Raw genomic sequence first — 18442 nt, 5'->3', positions numbered from 1 at the left:
GAATAATGACCAATTTGGATTATGCGGCACCATCACTCACACAGTCAGAACATAAACTGATCACGGGCGGAGGCTCCGATCCCCTGCTCCCACAGTTGGTAAACGCCATCAATCATGCAACCCAGATTGATATTGCAGTTTCGTTTATCCAGCCTTCAGGGCTTGAGTTACTCTTTACCCCACTGCTCGATGCTCTAGAGCGTAATGTCACCATTAATATTCTGACGTCTGATTATCTGGCTATTACGAGCCCTTTTGCACTACGCCGGATGATGCAATTGCAAGAGCGTGGCGCTCAATGCCGGATTTTTGAATGCAAAGACGCCAACAGCTTCCACATGAAATCCTATATCTTTGTGCGGAAGCATTATGGGGAAATGGCGGAAGGCTGCGCATTTATTGGCTCCAATAACATCAGTAAATCCGCCTTGCTTGATGGCCATGAGTGGACATTGCGCCACGACTACATGCCTCCTGCAGACTCACCAGCAGCGCAAGACTTCGCCCACATCCAAGCCCAGTTTTTAGCTATTTTTCAGCATCCGTATACTCAACCACTCAGCCATACGTGGATTGACGGCTACCAGATCCGACATGAGCAGACGAAAATTCACGCGCCGCTGCTAAAAGCTATCTGGAAAGATGATGAAATCAGTGATACCCCAACCCCGAACAGCATTCAAGAGCTGGCATTAGCCGCACTTGCCGATACCCGACAAGCAGGCTTTAAACGTGGGTTAGTGGTACTTGCCACCGGTATGGGCAAAACGTGGCTCGCCGCCTTTGATGCTCGCCAGATGCAAGCCAAACGCGTCTTGTTCGTTGCCCACCGCGAAGAGATTTTACTACAAGCTGAAGAAACCTTTTTGCGCCTAAACCCACATGCCCATACGGGTTTGTATAACGGTAATCAGAAAAACGGGGATGCAGATTATCTTTTTGCTTCGGTGAGCACCCTAGGTCAAGATGCCCACCTGCAACGCTTTGCGCCAGATCACTTCGATTACATCGTCGTGGATGAGTTCCATCACGCCAGTGCACAAACCTACCAAGCATTGCTGGCTTATTTTACCCCAACATTTTTATTGGGGTTAACGGCGACTCCAGAGCGCACTGATCGCGCCGATATTTTATCCCTGTGTGATAACAATCTAGTCTACAGCCGTGATCTGCAATTTGGCATTAACGCCGGTATTCTGGTGCCTTTTACCTATTATGGGATAAAAGATGAAACAGTGGATTATCAAGAGATCCCATGGCGCAACGGTAAATTTGATCCGGTAAAGTTAGAGAACCTATTCGCGACCGAGCGCCGCGCTAAACACATTTTTACTCACTGGCATGCCAAAAAGCAGCAGCGAACACTCGCCTTTTGTATATCGAAATTGCACGCTGACTACATGGATGCCTATTTTAAACGCCAAGGTATCCGCTCCTGCGCCGTATACAGTGATTCCAAAATGCGGCGCAATGAAGCCTTACAACAGCTAAATCAAGGTAAGCTGGACATTATATTTTCAGTAGATCTTTTTAATGAAGGCACTGATCTTCCTGCTATAGATACGGTACTCATGATCCGTCCGACTGAGTCCAAGATCTTATTCTTACAACAATTAGGTCGTGGTCTGCGTCTATCACCGGAATCCAATAAAACCCAGCTGGTGGTGATTGATTTTGTCGGTAACCATACCGCTTTCTTAAACCGGCCTGCGGCATTGCTCGGCACACGTAATATCCAGCAACTGAAAAAAGCGCTACGCGATCCAACACTCGCCCCCGGTTGCTTTGTCAATTTTGACCCTGTTTTGATTGATTTATGGTTAGCCTTGATAGAAGCAAAGGGGGTTACCGCTAGCGAGCATTACGCAGAGCTTACCGAACAATTAGGCCATCGCCCGACCGCCACTGAGTTTTACCAAAGCGAGTACCCATTCAGTAAAGTACGCCAACAATATCGCAGTTGGTTCGAACTCGTCGCACAGCAAGAAAGTAGCGATGATGAACTGCATCAAATACTGGCGCAGCATCATGATTTCTTACTCAAAGGTATCGAAATGACCGCCATGAGTAAGTGCTTTAAAGCCACTTTGTTGCAAGCCTTGCTAGAACTCGATGGCTTCAACACACCACCTGTGCTGAGCGCATTGGCTATCCGAAGTCACCGTGTGTTATCTCGTCATCCCGATCTGAAAGCCTCTGAGTTACCAGAGAAAATGCGCTCAGTAGAGGCAGAGGACACTGCATGGCTCACTTATTGGAAAGGCAATCCGATTAAAGCGTTTACACATGCCAATGCGTTCGGTGAGCAGTGGTTTACTGTTCAAGACGATCGCTTTGTACCGACCTTCTCTGTTGAGCCTCAGTATATCGAACGTTTTCATCAGTTGGTGCAAGAGCTGGTGGATTTACGATTGGCGCAGTATGTGGAAAGGCGTGTGGATTAATACAAATTTTATTATAGCAACAACAGTAGATTATTGGCCTTAAAATATAGCCTTACTATAAGGACGAACGGATACTATAGTGGCATAGTAAATTTAACCACGACACAAAACCGTTAGCGATTATTTATATAACTTATATATAACTTAGCCCTCCCTCGGAGGGCTAAGCGGCTAATGATATAAAGCCCCCTTTTAACGGGCTAAAGAGGTTATTCTTTTTAGAATTGAACGGTAAGGTAATGATAGAAAAAGATAATGCAAACTACTTTTGCATCATAAATAAGTAAAATGATATTTACATTAATTCATTATTATAGAATCATCCACTCAGAAGGTAACTCACCAAACAGGAAAAATATGCCACCTATTCTCATATCAATTTCACTACTTATTTGCAGCAATGTTTTTATGACATTTGCTTGGTATGCTCATTTAAAAGAGATGAGCAATAAACCGTGGATCATTGCTGCATTGGTCAGCTGGGGCATTGCCTTGTTTGAGTACATGTTTCAAGTCCCCGCAAATAGAATCGGTTTCACCGTGTTGTCAGTTGCACAATTAAAGATAATACAAGAAGTCATTACATTAAGTGTATTCATCCCATTCTCTGTGATGTATTTAAAAGAGCCGCTAAAACTAGACTATTTATGGGCAGGTATTTGTCTTGTTGGTGCGGTTTATTTCATGTTTAGAAGTAAATTCGTATAATCGGTATTTTATTTCGCCGAGTAGGCATGCTAGCTCTGTGTTGTTACGGATGTTTTAATTACCTGAACTCGGCTTTTTTATTTTTTTGTTATGTCGTTCACATTTAATACTCGAATACGTGCAGACTATAAAAAGCAATTCCAATCGACACAATCGTTATAAAAAACAATCTTTTTATTCTTTTTTACTCTGACATTGATTGTTCCCCAATATTTTCCTTTACTCTCTATTAACAGATTGTCATAACTATATAATGGTAGGCCAAAAACATTAGTGGGCTGGGTAAGAAACCCGCCTATAAGCGGCTGACTACTCTTAGGCACTCTCGTAACCTACTGATAAGGCTGACCCATGATGCAATCTGAGAATATTGGCGCAGCTTCCCCACGGCGGGTTTTAATCACCGGAGTTACCTCCGGCCTTGGTGAGCAACTGGCTTACGATTATCAAGCGCGCCACTGGCAGGTCAGCGGTATTGGGCGTAATCCCGAGAAAATTGCCCAATTAGCGGCTGCCGGCATCGAAGTTTTTGGTGGTGATCTCACCGAGGAACACACCTATCAGCAACTGCCAGATACGCAGCAATGGGATCTATTGATCCTCAATGCCGGTACCTGTGAATACATTGACGATCCGCTGCACTTTGATGCGGCCCTGTTCCACCGGGTGATCAACACCAATGTGCAAAGCCTCGGCTACAGTTTGCAGTACCTCCTGCCGCGCCTTGCTGCGCATGCCAAAGTGGTTTTTATCAGCTCATCCGTCACCTTGTTACCATTGCCACGTGCCGAAGCCTATGGTGCATCGAAAGCCGCCGTAGATTATTTGGCCAAATCACTGCGTCTGGATCTTCGCCCACACGGTATTGATGTGCTGTTAGTCAAACCGGGCTTTATCAAAACCCCGCTGACCGATAAAAATACTTTCCCAATGCTCGGAATTATCAGCGTAGAGGCGGCTTCTGCACACATCATTCAGGGAATTGAAAAAAATCGGCCCGTCATCAGTTTTCCGGCGCTGTTTATTCTTGGCCTGAAGCTGCTACAACTTTTACCGGAACGCTGGTTGGCCCGCTTATTAAAAAGGACATAATCCATGGAACGGATCGCAATTATCGGCTCAGGAATTTCAGGGCTGACAGCAGCCCACTTGCTCGATCCGAATTACAATGTCACCTTATTTGAAGCTGACTCACGCTTAGGCGGCCATACCCACACCCATGATATCGAACTCGATGGCCACCAATACTGTATCGACAGTGGCTTTATCGTATTTAACGATCGTACCTATCCACTGTTTAATCAGCTGCTCACGCGTATCGGCGTGAAAGCTCAGAAAACTGAAATGAGTTTCTCGGTCTGTGGCCGCAATGATTTTGAATACAACGGGCACAACCTGAACACTTTATTCGCCCGTCGTCGCCATCTGTTAAGCCCAGCATTTTATCGCTTTATCGCTGAGATCTTGCGCTTTAATCGTTTGGCCAGTGCTGCTTTAGATAAAATAGATCCGAACGATACTTCCACGTTGGGTACATTTTTAAGCCAACACAGCTTCAGTATTTTCTTCCAACAGCACTATATATTGCCGATGGGCGCAGCTATCTGGTCTGCCAGCGTGCAGCAAATGCTGGCGTTTCCCTTTTTATTTTTTGCACGATTTTTTGCCAACCACGGATTATTGAATGTAGCAGACCGCCCGCAGTGGTACGTAATACCGGGCGGCTCACGCCAATATATTGAGCCGTTAATGAAAGGCTTACGCACCACAGTACATTTATCCACCCCCGTACAGCGCGTGAGCCGATTACCCGATACGGTGCAAATAGACGCCGGTGGTGAAATTCACACCTTTGATAAAGTGATCTTTGCATGCCATAGCGATCAGGCGCTGGCACTGCTAGAAGCACCAACGCAAGATGAACAACATATTCTCGGCGCACTGCCGTATGCGGAAAATGAAGCCGTGCTGCACACAGATGCCCGCGTTTTACCCGCACGACACTTGGCTTGGGCCAGTTGGAACTACCGCCTGCAACCGGATCTACAAGCATTACCGCAAATCACCTATAACATGAATATCCTGCAGGGAATTACCTCTGCGCATACCTTTTGTGTCACCTTGAACCCGCGCTTCCCGATTGCCGAAGAGCACATTATCAAACGCTTGCGTTACCACCACCCAACATTTACCCCAGAAGGGATCTCGGCACAACAACAGCGCAATCAGATCTCCGGTGTTAACCGAACCTATTTTTGTGGCGCTTACTGGCACAACGGCTTTCACGAAGATGGGGTGCGCAGTGCAGTAGATGTTGCACGGCAGCTCGGTGTGGTGTTCCCATGAGTATGCCCACAGGCCATGCCAATATAGACACCTATACGTTGCCAGATACCCTGTACTGGCAAGGTGAGGTACTGCACAGCCGCCGATCACCGAAAAAAAATGCCTTTAAATATCAAGTCTATATGCTGGGAAAGTGGCTGGATGACCTGCCTGAACACCAAAACTGGGTAGCCAGCCGGTTAGGGCCGATCCCTTTGCTCAGCTTTTACCGTGCCGATTATCTGCCCGGTTCAGGCTCACTGCGCCAAGCCGCGCGCGATAAAGCCCGCCAACTCGGTGCGACACTGGATGACGATGCCGCCGTGCTATTTATCGGTAATCCGCGCTCTCTTGGCGTGTATTTCAGCCCAGTCAATTTTTATCTGCTCATGCAAGAGCAGCAGCCGCGTTACCTGCTGGCAGAAGTTTCGAATACACCATGGGGAGAACGTGACTACTATCTGGTGCCGTTACCCGCAGAGGCTGCGCAAACCGACAAGTCATTTCATGTATCACCATTTATGCCGATGGATATGCAGTACCAATGGCAGATTCATTATGATCCAGCCCATTTTTCTGTCGGCATTACCAATCTTGATAAGCAGACCCGACAGGCGGTATTTCATGCCCATTTGTCATTGCACGCGCAGCCCGTAACGCCAGCCACCACTCGGCAACTGCTGCGCCGCTTCCCAGCAATGACACTGAAAGTGGTTCTCCTTATTTATTATCAGGCAGCCAAGATGCTGCTCAAAGGCTTTCGTTTTTATCCGCATCCGTGAGGCTCGTATGGATTCAGCCCGTATACAAACCCTGTCATCGGTTAATAACCACGCCCGTAAGCTGGTATTACAATTTTTACACGCCATCACCCACGGCACTTTGATTATTCATGATGACCACGTTGGCGAGCTGACGATTCACCGCGATGACAGTATTACCGCGACCTTAACTGTGCATGATCCGCTGTTTTATCGCCGATTACTCTGGGGGGGCGATGTTGCTGCCGGTGAAATGTGGATGCAAGAGCAATGGAGTAGCCCAGATCCAGTACAGGTGATCCGTTTGCTGGCCCGTAATCAGGCAGTTTTTGATAAGCTCGAAGCGCGTTTACGCTGGCTGACCGCACCACTCAATCACCTGCGCCACTTTCTGACCCGTAATACTCTGCACGGTGCGCGCAAAAATATCGCCCAACACTACGATCTGGGCAATGATATGTACCGGCTGTTTCTCGACCCCGAAATGCAGTACTCCTCAGCCCTATTCAGCCACCCGAACCAATCACTGGCTGACGCGCAGTACAACAAACTCAAGACCCTCTGCCAGACACTCGATTTGCAAGCACACGATCACCTGCTAGAAATTGGCAGTGGCTGGGGCGGCTTGGCAATTTACGCCGCGCGGCATTATGGTTGTCGGGTAACCACAGTCACCTTGTCGCAAGAGCAGTTTGCATTTGCAAAAACGCGCATTCAAGATGAAGGATTACAAGACCGGATCACTATCCTGTTACAGGATTACCGCCATATCCAAGGTCAGTTTGATAAGGTTGTCTCTATCGAGATGATTGAAGCTGTTGGTGAAGCCTTTTTACCGGGTTACTTTGCCAAAATCGCCTCACTCCTTGCCCCGCAAGGGCGTTTTCTTATTCAGGGGATCACCATCCGTGATCAACGCTATAAAGTGTATCGCAACCAAACCGATTTTATCCGCCGCTATATATTCCCGGGCGGTTTTCTTCCTAGCCTGAGCGTCATACTCGATACCCTCACCCGCCATACTGATCTGAATGTGGTGCAAGTGCACGATTTCGGCCACCACTATGCCCGAACACTGCATTTGTGGCGCGCCGCCTTTAACGAGCACGCCTTCGCCATACAACAGCTCGGTGCTTCTGATGAATTCATTCGTCTGTGGAATTTTTACTTTGCCTACTGCGAAGCCGGATTTTTAGAGCGCGCCATCAGTGTAGTGCATGTTACTGGCTGCAAACCAAGCCCGCTCGCATGGAACTCTCTCGATGCCCCACTTTCGCGCTAAGTATTGGCGCTGGGCTCACTTTTTCGCCTTCGAACTGTACTGGCTCGCAGCAGTGCAGTTCCACGCGACAAAGCTTTGCCTGCTGCTAGCACTATTGCATCTGGCTCTGACGCCCACACTACGGCGCGATCTGAAAATATTACCGCTGTCGATATTGGGTATCGGTATTGATTTTCTGCTGACTTACTATGGTGTGTTTATTTTCCCAAGCGGTTTTCCTTTATGGATGGTCGCATTATGGGTTGGTTTTATTCTGGCGTTGCCGCACGGGTTAGGCTGGTTATTTGGGTTTCACCTGCGCTGGCAGATACTTTTTGGCGCGCTTGGGGGCGCACTCTCCTATTTTTCTGCATATGCTTTAGGAGTGGTACGTTTTGGTTATCCGCTGACACTGGTCATTATCGGTATAGCCGTCATCTGGGCACTGCTGCTACCACTGCTCATTCACCTTGTCCGAAACATTTCAGCGAGGTATCCCAATGCAGTCTCTGACTAATTATCACCACGCACTGATCCGGCTATTTCTGCGCCGTATATTGCAGTTGGCCCTCTTGAGCGCGTGCGGATTTAGCGCCGCGCTCTACGCATTGCCCACCCAACAATTAAAACCGGTCGGCCAAGGCACTATGAGCTGGTTATGGGCCGATATTTACAGCGTCACCCTACTAAACCACAGCGGAGTTTATCAGCCCGACACTTATCCAATGGCCTTATCTATTGCTTATTTTACCGATATCGATGATGAAGATTTGGTCAGCACCACCCGTGATGAGTGGGAGCGCCTTAAGATCCAGACACCCGAGGTGCGTCAGAGCTGGCTAACCCAACTCGAACAGATCTGGCCCGATATTAAGCCCTACGATACGCTCACTTTTTATGCATCAAACCCAGATAGCGGCGAGTTCTACCATAACGCCAAGCGCATTGGCCAAATCCGCTCTCCACAATTTAGCCCTTCGTTTTTAGCAATCTGGCTGTCGGAAAACAGCTTACAACCGGCCCTAACCCGGCAACTCAAAGGAGAACAACCATGAAAGCACTACCCTTATTGTTAGCAGCAAGCATGGTCACCGGCTGCGGTGTCAAACCGGAAAACTATGCCGGTAAAACGCCAGAATGGAATCTGCCCACCTTCTTCAGTGGTGATTTGGTCGGCTATGGCATAGTGACCGACCGCAGCGGTGAAGTGCAACGGCGTTTTAGTGTCACCATGCAAGGGGTCTGGAATTCAGCAGAAAAAGGCGAATTGCATGAACAATTCTTGTTTGATGATGGCAAGAAACAAGAACGCATTTGGCATTTACAGAAGGTCAATCAGAAGTGGCAAGGCACTGCCGGTGATATAGTCGGCACTGCTGGCGGAAATACCTACGGTTTTGCCATGAACTGGCGCTACACGCTGGATCTGGAACTCAGTGGGGGTAAAAACGTCAACGTGAAGTTTGATGACTGGATGTATCTTATCGATCAACATCGCCTGATCAATAAAGCCGAAATCACAAAGTTTGGCTTTAAAGTCGGTGAAGTGATTATTTATATCGAACAAAAACCCAAAGCCTGAAGCGATAAGCTATATCTATAGGCTATAGATCTATTCACTCAAGATATTCAACAATGCCACATCACAAGTTAACGCTGCCGCAAAAAATCTGCCCTGTTTGTCATCGGCCATTTAGCTGGCGTAAAAAATGGGAAAAGAACTGGCCGATGGTCAAATATTGCAGTGCGGCTTGTGCTCGGCGTAGAGGTTCAGTATGACAACACTGCGGCTTATTCTGGGTGATCAGCTTAATATTCATCACAGTTGGTTCGATAACCCTGAACCTCTGTGCACTGATGTGCTGTATGTCATGATGGAGTTACGCAGCGAAACCGATTATGTCTGTCATCACGCACAAAAAGTGTTGGGTATTTTTGCCGCCATGCGCAGTTTTGCCGAGGCTTTGCATAAAACGGGTTACCGGCTGCACTACATAAAAATTAGCGATGCCGATAACAAACAGGATTTTATCCGTAACGTAAATCAATTAATTCGAACAGAGAAAATTACACGAATTGAACGCCAACAAGCAGATGAATATCGGCTTGAAAGCCAACTCCTTGCCGCAGAGAGTGAATGGAATATTCCCGTTTCTATTGTGGATAGCGAGCACTTTTTAGCTAACAGAACCCTAATCAGTGCTCAATTTGCACAAAAGATCCCACGAATGGAGTACTTCTATCGCGCATTACGTAAGCAATATCACATTTTGCTCGACACTCACGGCCAGCCTTTTGGGGGGCAATGGAATTTTGATCACGATAACCGCAAGCGCTGGAGTGGCCAACCAGCCGCACCACAATGGTTAAATCATTCCACAGATCTCAGTGCCTTGTGGGAAGAGATTAAAGCGGCAGAAATTACCACTCTCGGTGAGGCTAAAGCCAACCAATTTCCCTGGCCAATTACACGAATGCAAGCCAAGCAGAGCCTTGCTGCATTTATGGAACACCGCCTACCCCATTTTGGGGCTTACCAAGATGCCATGAGTACAACTTCGCCCACCTTATTTCATGCCGGTATCTCATTTGCCCTGAATATAAAATTACTGCATCCGCGAGAAGTGATTGACGCAGCACTACTTGAATATACCGAGCAGCGCGTCTCATTATCGACAGTTGAAGGCTTTGTGCGCCAGATTTTAGGTTGGCGGGAATTTGTGCGTGGTGTGTATTGGGCAAAAATGCCCACATACGGCCAGCTCAACCAATTAAAACACCAACGCCCACTTCCTCACTGGTTTTGGACCGGGCAAACCCAGATGAATTGTGTTAAGCACGCCATAGAGCAATCGCTTGCACTTGCGTATGCCCATCATATTCAACGTCTGATGGTGACAGGCAATTTTGCTTTGCTCGCTGGTATTCATCCTGATGAAATAGACGCTTGGTACTTGGGTATTTATATCGATGCATTTGAATGGGTAGAGATGCCCAATACCCGAGGGATGAGCCAGTATGCCGATGGTGGCTTATTGGGAAGCAAGCCATATGCAGGCTCAGCCAGCTATATCAATAAAATGAGTGATTATTGCAAAGGCTGTACTTACACACCAAAACAGCGGCATGGTAATGGTGCGTGCCCATTCAACAGCCTGTACTGGCATTTTTTTCATCACCACGCAGAGCGATTACAAAAGAATCCACGTTTAGGAATAACCTACCAGACGTGGCGGAAAATGCCCGAAAACGAACAGATCGCCACCTTAAAACAGGCTGAATACTATTTACAACACATAGAGCGGCTGTAATCAAAAGGGGGATTCCAATGCTAAGTAACAACAACCACTAAACACGCATATTCGTGCACATTGAAACCCACCGACCTTAAGAGCGCTGTACCGATTTAGATCGTATGTCATTAAAATGTCATCTCGATAAACTAGGTTACTGGCTCTTACTGATTTTGACGATGAGCTAATACCATGAAAATAAAGCCACTTTGTCTCTTTTTTGCCTCAGTATTTCCGCTGCTATCTCACGCTGCTGATAGTAAAGTAGAGCGCTATAACGTCAGTTTCCCTGAGGGTGACCGCGTCAATTATTCAGGCGCATTTTCACAGCACTTTCCACAAGGGTTACCGGTAGGCATTGGGTCTGGGCTGGTATTTCGTGGTATTGAGAATGGTGATCTGCTGTTTACCACTGTCACCGATCGTGGTCCAAACGCTGATGCGCCTTCGGTTGGCAAACAGGATGCTAAAATTTTCGCCAATCCAACCTTCGTGCCTCTTCTGATGGATATCCGTGTTAGCAAAGATAAGGCCATTGCAACCAAAGCCCGCCCGTTACATGACCAAGATGGCCCTATTAGCGGATTACCCCTGCCAAGCAACCTGCTGGGTTCCACCAACGAAGTGGCGTTAAGCGATACCCTGCGTGCATTGGCCAGTGACAAACGCGGACTAGACACTGAAGGGATCACCCCTGATGGTAAAGGGGGGTTTTGGCTGAGTGATGAGTATGGCCCTTTCCTGATTAATATTGATAATCAGGGGAAAATTCTGGCGAAATATGGCCCAACGCCAGCCCAAGGTGAGCAAGGTGTAGCAACAGGTCTGCCCAATATTCTCAAATGGCGTCAGCCGAACCGAGGCTTTGAAGGTGTTACCCGTCTACCCAATGGTACGCTTTTAATCGCCGTGCAAAGTACGCTAGATATAAACGAAAAAAGTAAAAATACCGCCCAATTTACCCGCCTTGTCAGTTTTGAACCCGCAACAGGTAAAACTGCAATGTACGGTTATCCCATTGATGTAACTAGCTACAAAAAAGCCAAAGATGCCAAGATTGGCGATATTGTTGCTATCGATAATCAGCGTATTTTGCTGGTGGAACAAGGCAGTAATAAAGACAAGCAAATGATCAATAAGGTTTATCTTGTCGACCTAACTCAAGCTAGTGATCTCACACCATTTGATAACAGTGATACCGCACCTGAATTTGATGATGCTGAGGCACTGGCTAAACGCGGCATAACACTGGCACAAAAACGTGAGGTCGCCGACCTGCGTAAACTTGGCTGGCAACACGAAAAAGTGGAAGGTTTGGCGCTGATTGATAATCAACGTATTGCTATTCTCAACGACAATGATTTCGGCCTACAGCCAAAATTAATTAATGCAGCCCCGAAAGCAAAGAAGATCACCGACTACCAAGTAGATCAACAAGGAAAACTCAGTCTTGAGGGGAATCCAGTAAAAACAACACTGGCCCTACAACCTTTAGAACAACCTGAATCTCTGAGTGAGTTGTGGGTTATCACACTGCCACAGGCATTGCGGTAAAAATAAAAGGGCGTGGCTGATGGCTACGCCCTTTTATTCTTAGATAATTCATCACCACAGTGGTGGGTCAATTAACCTGTCATTGAGAGACATTTCACCTATCACTACAGTGATGCTAGTGAATCAGGGGTTGTCATATTGGCTGCAAAATAGTGAGCATGAAAACGAATATGCGACTCTATAAAACTGGCAATAAAATAATAGCTATGATCATATCCCGCATGCCGATTAAGTGTTAAAGGCCACGCTCTTAACTCAGAAACACGTTCAATATCATCAATGCATAATTGTGTTGATAAAAAAGGGTCATCAAGCCCTACATCAATTAATGTGGGTAAAGGTGTAATCGACCTATCCTGCAGTAAGTGACAAGTATCCCACTCTTTCCACAGCAACTCAGAAGGGCCAAGATAGGCTCGGAATGCTTTTTGCCCCCATGGGCAACGGCTTGGATGGCTAATCGGGCTGAATGCAGATACCGACGTATACCTGCCAGGCTCCCGTAATGCCGCTATCAACGCACCATGCCCTCCCATTGAATGGCCACTCATCGCCCTTTGCGCCGAAACAGGGAAATGAGCTTCAATCAATGCAGGCAGTTCACGGGTAACATAATCATACATCTGGTAATGCAACTGCCACGGCAACTGGCTAGCATTAACGTAAAAACCGGCGCCCATACCCAGATCATAGCCAGAATCATCTGCAACATCAGTACCGCGCGGGCTGGTATCCGGGGCGACTAAAGCAACGCCTAGCTCCGCGGCTATCCGCTGAGCTCCGGCTTTTTGCATGAAGTTCTCATCTGTGCAGGTCAGGCCCGATAACCAGTAGATAACCGGAACTTTTTGCCCTGCAACAGCTTGCGGAGGTAAATAAATTGCAAAACGCATCTCACAATGAAGAACATCAGAATGATGCTGATACTGTTTATGCCAGCCACCAAAGCTCTTATTACTACTGATAATATTAAGGTTCATGCAAACAACTCCTGTACACCGCTCGCCATAAGACGAGCGGCATGAGCATAAATCAATAGTGAATCACCGTGCGAATACTTTTACCTTTATGCATCAGCTCAAACGCTTCGTTAATTTTTTCCAGCGGCATAGTGTGGGTAATGAAATCATCAAGCCGGAACTCTCCGTTCATATAGCGCTGTACATAACTTGGCAATTCGCTTCGCCCGCGCACCCCACCAAAGGCACTTCCCCGCCAGACACGGCCAGTAACCAGTTGAAACGGCCGAGTACTGATCTCTTGCCCTGCACCCGCTACGCCGATGATAACTGATTCACCCCAACCCTTATGGCAACACTCCAGCGCTGCGCGCATAACCTTGACATTACCAATACACTCGAACGAGAAGTCAACGCCACCGTCGGTCAGCTCAACAATCACATCTTGAATCGGTTTATCGTAATCATTCGGGTTGATGCAATCTGTTGCCCCAAGCTTACGGGCAAGCTCAAATTTACTCTCGTTAATATCAATGGCAACAATACGCCCAGCATTAGCCATACGCGCACCAATAATGGCAGAAAGACCAATACCACCCAATCCAAAGATGGCAACACTTTCACCCTCTTTCACTTTGGCCGTATTCATTACCGCACCAATACCCGTTGTTACACCACAGCCAAGCAGACATACCTCTTCCAAAGGTGCTGCAGGATCAACTTTTGCAATAGAGATCTCCGGTAAAACCGTATACTCACTGAATGTCGATGTGCCCATATAGTGGTAAATAGGTTGGCCATCTTTAGAGAAGCGGGTAGAGCCATCGGGCATCAGCCCCTTACCCTGAGTGTCTCTAATTTTCTGACACAAGTTGGTTTTCCCTGATTTGCAAAATTTACACTCTCCGCACTCCGGAGTGTAAAGCGGAATAACATGATCACCTACCTTGACACTGGTAACACCTTCTCCTACAGACTCGACAATCCCACCGCCTTCGTGCCCAAGTATGCAAGGAAATATCCCTTCAGGGTCTTCACCCGAAAGTGTAAAAGCATCTGTATGACAAACACCGGTAGCAACAATACGCACCCTGACCTCACCGGCTTGTGGTGGCATAACATCAATCTCTTCGATAGATAAAGGCTGTTTTGGCCCCCAAGCGATAGCGGCTTTACATTTTATACTTTTAGCTTGTGTCATTAACGGTATCCTTAATGGTGAACAAATTCACTATTCCACTGCATGCCCATTAATTATTAATTACATTGGCAAGAAATCGACCTAACAGACACTTAACTCACCAAAATTAATAGAGCAGAACCAGTGTAGTTTGTTATCCATTAAGTGATAATTAGGCTATATATCAAATCACTTTTACAGGTGAGTAATAATGTTTGGATGGGAAGGGATCTGCGAATTTGTTAATGTCGCTGAATTACAAGGTTTTACGCCCGCGGCGCGCAAACTGGGAATATCGGTGGCGCAAGTCAGCCGACAAGTGGCACAACTAGAAGACAGATTACAAGCTAAGCTACTGTTTCGTTCAACCCGTCAGGTTCGCCTGACTGAGCTGGGCGAGATTTACTATCGCCATTGCCGTCAGTTACTTGATAATCTCTATGAAGCGGAGCTGGCCGTTGGGCGGCACCAATCAGTACCACAAGGAACATTGCGGATCACAGCGCCTGTTGCTTACGGAGAGAGACGAATTGCCCCCTTACTGAATGATTTTATGGTGAAATATCCACACCTAGAAGTAACGCTGAACCTAACAAATCAACTGCTGGATTTGGTGCACGAAGGCTATGATCTGGCTATCCGGCTGGGTCATCTTAAAGATTCAAGCTTGGTTGCTCGTAAACTGGCACAGCGAATACCTTATGTCTGTGTATCACCACTTTATACGGCGCAGTACGGCATCCCGAACAGTATTTCTGAACTGAGCAACCATACTTGTCTAGTAGGGAATAGTGATGACTGGCATTTTACGCAGCATGGCCGCCCACATCACGTTCGTATCAGAGGGCAATTGCAATGTAACAGTGGCTATGCCCTTTTAGACGCGGCACTCAAAGGGATCGGCATTATTCAATTACCGGACTATTATGTCAGTAGTTACCTTGCCAGTGGTGCACTCATTGAGCTTTTACCTGAAGTGCGCGCTCAAGAAGAGGGGATTTGGGCGGTTTATCCTCATAACCGTCATCTCTCGCCCAAAGTCTGCTTGCTGCTGGAACATCTGGCAAACGGGTTGAGTGAGTCTCATAACACTTCATTTGGATAATCTGAAAATACTGCGGATACCACATCAGAGCAAAGTAGCCGACAAATAGCACCGCAGACTACGCTATGCCATATTAATATTGCTCATAACTGTAAACGCGGCTGGATAAAATCCAAAAATACCGAAATGCGTTTTGCCACCGAAGAGGACTTATAAAACACCGCATTGACGTGCTCGCGCTCAGAACCGGTAATTTTCTCCTGTTCAAGTAAAGAAACCAGCCGCCCTTCGGCAAGATCCTGTTTAACCATAAACCCTGATAAACAAGCAATACCGTTACCAGACAGCGTTAACTGCCGTACTATCTCGCCGTTACTGCACGTCAACGCCGGTTCTAAGCTTGGAAATTGTTTCAAAGGCCACTGATTAAGCGCTTTTGCACCGAGAAAACCAATAATACTGTGCTGAGTGAGATCACTTGCTGATGTAGGAATCCCCCGTTGATACAAGTACTCCGGTGATGCGACCACATACAAAAGGCTACGCCCCAAAAGCCGGGCATGTAAGGTTGAGTCAATCAGGCGTCCAATGCGAATAGCCACATCGGTTCTCTTCTCTAAAAGATCAACAACCCCTTCGTTGGATGTCAGCTCTAAAGTGATATCTGGATATGCCTCGCGAAATGGGCCAATTAACGGTACTAACTGCTGAAATACAAACGGGCTAGCGGCATCAACCCGTAAATGGCCGCGTGGTAACTCACCGCGCGTAATCAGATCTTCCTCTGCTTGCTGCAAAGTCTGTAAGCCCACTCGAACTGCATCAACAAAATGCCGCCCCTCATCGGTCAACTCCAAGCGACGGGTAGTCCGATTTAAAATCGAAACGCCCAACTGCCTTTCAATCTTACTCACTGCACGTGATACCCGTGCAACCTGAATATCCAACACATCAGCAGCGGCAGAAAAACTGCCGCAATCAATAACCGTGACTAAAATCGCCAAATCATCTGAACGTGTCTGCATGGCTATATTTATATTTTCATTTTTGACAAAAGTGATTTTGATTTTACACCATTTATCACAAATACATTTCTTTGCATAATCGTCGCCTCTTCGCACCAAGCTGAATAATTACAGAGCTTGACTGCGGATCACCGACTAATCAGAGAGATAAACTATGCCGTTAGCTCTACTTGCACTCACCTTGAGTGCGTTTGCTATAGGAACAACAGAATTTGTGATTGTAGGGCTGATCCCTACAATGGCCAGTGATTTGCAGGTATCACTGCCCTCAGCCGGCCTTTTAGTCAGCCTGTATGCCTTAGGTGTCGCTATTGGCGCACCGGTGTTAACGGCCCTGACCGGAAAATGGAACCGTAAAACCGTGTTGTTAACCGTGATGTCACTGTTTGTTATTGGCAATTTGTTAGCCTGGCAAGCACCCGACTATAAAACACTGATTACTGCCCGCTTGCTGACAGGGTTGGCACACGGCGTCTTCTTTTCAATAGGCTCAACCATTGCTACCGGTCTGGTGGCAAAAGAAAAAGCCGCCAGCGCTATTGCAATGATGTTTACCGGGCTCACTGTAGCCTTGGTGACTGGCGTGCCTTTGGGTACATATATCGGGCAGCAATTTGGCTGGCAATCCACTTTTTTAATTGTAGCGCTGCTGGGCCTGCTGGCATTAATTGGCAGTATCGCACTGATACCTCACAACCTGCCGCAACCTCCAGCAACCAAGCTCATATCACAACTGAAAGTACTCACCCAGCCTCGCCTGCTACTGGTGTATGCCATCACTGCGCTCGGGTATGGCGGCACATTTACCGCCTTTACGTTTCTAGCCCCGATCCTCGAACAGGTCTCGGGCTTTAATACCCATGTGATCAGCCTGATCATGCTGGTATACGGTGTCTCAGTAGCCATCGGTAATCTGTGGGGTGGCAAGCTTGCTGATCGTATCGGGCCCATTAAGGCACTGACGATCATCTTTATCGGTTTAGCCACCATTTTACTGGTGTTCAATATTACCGCTTATCACCCACTGGCGGCTGTCGCGACAATCTTAGTCTGGGGCGCATTTGCGTTTGGTAATGTGCCGGGGCTGCAAGTCTACGTAGTAAAATTAGCCGAGCGATATACGCCAGACTCGGTAGATGTCGCCTCCGGCTTGAACATCGCCGCATTTAATGTTGGCATTGCACTTGGTTCATGGGGTGGCGGCCTGATTGTTGCAAATACCGGTTTAATGCATACCCCGTGGGTAGGCGCTCTGGTGGTATTAGTTGCGCTGATCCTCACCCGTTTGAGTGGTTATCTCGATCGTAAAACTGATACTGTAGAAAGTGCGGCGTTGCAGCAAACAATATCCTGAATAAGGAGTATGCAAACGCAACCACAGGAATAAGTGTAGTCACCATGTCGGTGATAGTGTGATACCCCTGATACCACATCAGAGCCAAGTAACCGACAAATAGCCCCATCATCAGCTTACGCAGAGGGCGCATAATTACCCCCACTGAAATGGCCAGCGAAAATGAAACCGAGGTATGGGTACTGTAATCCAACCCCAGCGCTGGCCATATCAACAGCGCATTATCCAAAAACATCAAGCCATAGGAAAACACCAGCATCCCCAGACACAATAAGAGTGCCTTGAATAACTGTGATTTACTCCGCCCTTTAAATAATTGCCAGAAAAGCCCTAAGAAAAACAATACCGCCAAGCTTGGAATATAAGCGTCTGCGATTTTATCGAGTGTTTCGTAATCCATTAGTGGTTATCCATTATGTTAATAGAGGTAATAACTAAATCAGCACACTTAGTTTCACTCATTAAGCACGCCATAACCATTATTTTAAGGTATTCAAATTTCACCGGACCACCCGATAGGCCACCGTCTCCCC

18 protein-coding genes are annotated in these 18442 nt (G+C 47.1%); 14 read left to right on the top strand and 4 right to left on the bottom strand.

The features are described from left to right. Window positions 1–5 precede the first annotated feature (5 nt). The 12 genes from AC1HDJ_RS06030 to AC1HDJ_RS05975 all read left to right on the top strand — a co-directional run bounded on the left by AC1HDJ_RS06030 (window position 6) and on the right by AC1HDJ_RS05975 (window position 12346). Window positions 6–2444, top strand: a complete 2439-nt coding sequence (locus AC1HDJ_RS06030) for a DEAD/DEAH box helicase family protein (protein ID WP_479534182.1) — start codon at window positions 6–8, stop codon at window positions 2442–2444. Between the two features lie 357 nt (window positions 2445–2801). Then, the gene (locus tag AC1HDJ_RS06025; RefSeq protein ID WP_479534180.1) at window positions 2802–3152 is read left to right on the top strand and encodes a DMT family protein; all 351 of its coding nucleotides are present in this window, start codon (window positions 2802–2804) and stop codon (window positions 3150–3152) included. Window positions 3153–3503: 351 nt separating this feature from the next. Next, window positions 3504–4244 (top strand): SDR family NAD(P)-dependent oxidoreductase, encoded by a 741-nt coding sequence (locus AC1HDJ_RS06020; protein ID WP_479534178.1) that lies wholly within the window; start codon window positions 3504–3506, stop codon window positions 4242–4244. A 3-nt stretch (window positions 4245–4247) separates the two neighbouring features. After that, on the top strand, window positions 4248–5498 hold the full coding sequence (locus tag AC1HDJ_RS06015) for an NAD(P)/FAD-dependent oxidoreductase (protein ID WP_479534176.1): 1251 nt from the start codon (window positions 4248–4250) through the stop codon (window positions 5496–5498). Then, window positions 5495–6259 (top strand): DUF1365 domain-containing protein, encoded by a 765-nt coding sequence (locus AC1HDJ_RS06010; protein ID WP_479534174.1) that lies wholly within the window; start codon window positions 5495–5497, stop codon window positions 6257–6259. The genes AC1HDJ_RS06015 and AC1HDJ_RS06010 overlap by 4 nt, the downstream gene beginning before the upstream one ends. Window positions 6260–6266: 7 nt before the next feature. Beyond that, window positions 6267–7520, top strand: a complete 1254-nt coding sequence (locus AC1HDJ_RS06005) for a class I SAM-dependent methyltransferase (protein WP_479534172.1) — start codon at window positions 6267–6269, stop codon at window positions 7518–7520. After that, window positions 7501–8016, top strand: a complete 516-nt coding sequence (locus tag AC1HDJ_RS06000; protein ID WP_479534170.1) for a DUF2878 domain-containing protein — start codon at window positions 7501–7503, stop codon at window positions 8014–8016. The genes AC1HDJ_RS06005 and AC1HDJ_RS06000 overlap by 20 nt, the downstream gene beginning before the upstream one ends. After that, complete coding sequence (locus AC1HDJ_RS05995) at window positions 8000–8554, top strand: chalcone isomerase family protein (RefSeq protein WP_479534168.1); 555 nt, start codon at window positions 8000–8002, stop codon at window positions 8552–8554. The genes AC1HDJ_RS06000 and AC1HDJ_RS05995 overlap by 17 nt, the downstream gene beginning before the upstream one ends. Then, entirely contained in the window at window positions 8551–9081 is a 531-nt protein-coding gene (locus AC1HDJ_RS05990) for a DUF3833 domain-containing protein (RefSeq protein ID WP_479534166.1), read from the top strand. The genes AC1HDJ_RS05995 and AC1HDJ_RS05990 overlap by 4 nt, the downstream gene beginning before the upstream one ends. Window positions 9082–9134: 53 nt before the next feature. Continuing rightward, entirely contained in the window at window positions 9135–9278 is a 144-nt protein-coding gene (locus AC1HDJ_RS05985) for a DUF2256 domain-containing protein (protein WP_438640100.1), read from the top strand. Beyond that, window positions 9275–10810, top strand: a complete 1536-nt coding sequence (locus tag AC1HDJ_RS05980; RefSeq protein ID WP_479534164.1) for a cryptochrome/photolyase family protein — start codon at window positions 9275–9277, stop codon at window positions 10808–10810. The genes AC1HDJ_RS05985 and AC1HDJ_RS05980 overlap by 4 nt, the downstream gene beginning before the upstream one ends. A gap of 174 nt (window positions 10811–10984) precedes the next feature. Beyond that, complete coding sequence (locus AC1HDJ_RS05975) at window positions 10985–12346, top strand: esterase-like activity of phytase family protein (protein ID WP_479534162.1); 1362 nt, start codon at window positions 10985–10987, stop codon at window positions 12344–12346. Window positions 12347–12450: 104 nt separating this feature from the next. Here the strand turns inward: AC1HDJ_RS05975 and fghA are convergent, their stop codons facing one another. Together fghA and AC1HDJ_RS05965 are read right to left on the bottom strand one after the other, a co-directional pair. Continuing rightward, window positions 12451–13326, bottom strand: a complete 876-nt coding sequence (gene fghA / locus AC1HDJ_RS05970) for an S-formylglutathione hydrolase (RefSeq protein WP_479534160.1) — start codon at window positions 13324–13326, stop codon at window positions 12451–12453. A gap of 52 nt (window positions 13327–13378) precedes the next feature. Further along, window positions 13379–14506: an S-(hydroxymethyl)glutathione dehydrogenase/class III alcohol dehydrogenase gene (locus tag AC1HDJ_RS05965; RefSeq protein ID WP_479534158.1), complete on the bottom strand. Its 1128-nt coding sequence runs from the start codon at window positions 14504–14506 to the stop codon at window positions 13379–13381. A 190-nt stretch (window positions 14507–14696) separates the two neighbouring features. On the opposite strand from AC1HDJ_RS05965, the gene AC1HDJ_RS05960 reads away from it, so the two are divergent. Beyond that, window positions 14697–15590, top strand: a complete 894-nt coding sequence (locus tag AC1HDJ_RS05960; protein WP_479534156.1) for a LysR substrate-binding domain-containing protein — start codon at window positions 14697–14699, stop codon at window positions 15588–15590. 83 nt (window positions 15591–15673) lie between these two features. Here AC1HDJ_RS05960 and AC1HDJ_RS05955 read toward each other — a convergent pair whose 3' ends face one another. Continuing rightward, a complete protein-coding gene (locus tag AC1HDJ_RS05955) occupies window positions 15674–16555 on the bottom strand; it encodes a LysR family transcriptional regulator (RefSeq protein ID WP_479534154.1) in 882 nt (293 codons plus the stop codon). Window positions 16556–16709: 154 nt separating this feature from the next. Here AC1HDJ_RS05955 and AC1HDJ_RS05950 point away from each other — a divergent pair, with 154 nt between their 5' ends. After that, a complete protein-coding gene (locus AC1HDJ_RS05950) occupies window positions 16710–17909 on the top strand; it encodes an MFS transporter (RefSeq protein WP_479534152.1) in 1200 nt (399 codons plus the stop codon). Here the strand turns inward: AC1HDJ_RS05950 and AC1HDJ_RS05945 are convergent. Next, window positions 17833–18309 (bottom strand): hypothetical protein, encoded by a 477-nt coding sequence (locus AC1HDJ_RS05945; RefSeq protein ID WP_479534150.1) that lies wholly within the window; start codon window positions 18307–18309, stop codon window positions 17833–17835. The genes AC1HDJ_RS05950 and AC1HDJ_RS05945 overlap by 77 nt on opposite strands. Window positions 18310–18442 lie beyond the last annotated feature (133 nt).

Source organism: Plesiomonas sp. ISS29 (genome assembly GCF_056522795.1).
The sequence above is the reverse complement of the archived record's forward strand: the minus strand, read 5'-3'. Positions and strand labels throughout refer to the sequence as shown.